The 873-nt window shown below is 43.2% G+C and carries 1 protein-coding gene; it reads right to left on the reverse strand.

Features of this window, described 5'->3' with window-relative positions:
- Window positions 1–8: 8 nt before the first annotated feature.
- Complete coding sequence (locus DXD04_RS16590; RefSeq protein WP_259299589.1) at window positions 9–866, reverse strand: IS5 family transposase; 858 nt, start codon at window positions 864–866, stop codon at window positions 9–11.
- Window positions 867–873: the final 7 nt, after the last annotated feature.

Below are 873 nucleotides of genomic sequence, written 5' to 3' on the forward strand. Positions count from 1 at the left end.
GAAGTGATTTAAACTTTTCTTTTCCTTGCACATTTTCTCAATAGCATAACGGAAAAAGCGATGTAGTTCCATGATTCCCAGTTTCTGAGCGTTGTATCAAATCGATTCAAAATAGTTCTGAAACTGTCCATCCACGCGTTTGTCCGTTCTATGGAGTATCGTTCCCTATACAACAATTCATCAAGGACTATACTGTCATTTGTCGTTCCATTTCTTTTGTTGATACAGATGTTTGACACAATTCCATAACTTTTGAGCACGGAGCGGAGGGCTGCACAATCAAATCCGGCATCCGCATTCAGGAAAAGCCCGTCCGTTCTGATGTTGGCTTTTGCCATGTCTTCCATCATGTTCTGCATTACAGCAACAATATTGTGCGTGTCATGATGTTCCCCGCTTTTCGGAACGGACATGGCGAGAGGAAGCCCTTTCCTGTCTGTAAGATAAAGGGCATTGGTCGTCTTGCGTTTTTTCCTTCCCTGATAGCCGACTTCTTCCCCGCCGCGTATAGCCGGAGTGTGGCTTCCGTCAAGATCCACACTTGACATGTCAAGTTCCGAACGGTGCTTGTCCAAAAGTTGCAGCCAAAGCGACTTCCATTCACCTTTCTTGCTCCACTTATTGTAATGGTGAAATACAGCACCGTATTTCAGGACCTTGCCGCTGAACAGTTCTTTCACGGGAAGATATTCCCATTGGCATCCGGTCTTTAACTTATAGAGAATGGCATTGATGACTTCAATCAGACTACTTTTTGATTGAAAACCGCGTTTTGCCACAGAAAGATGAGGAAGTATTTCGTTTTTTATCGTATCTTTGTCCAATACAGCGTACATAGGTTGTTTATTATGAATGAGTTTGGTCACCCATAAT

The organism is Phocaeicola plebeius (genome assembly GCF_003437535.1).
GTDB lineage: Bacteria > Bacteroidota > Bacteroidia > Bacteroidales > Bacteroidaceae > Phocaeicola > Phocaeicola plebeius_A.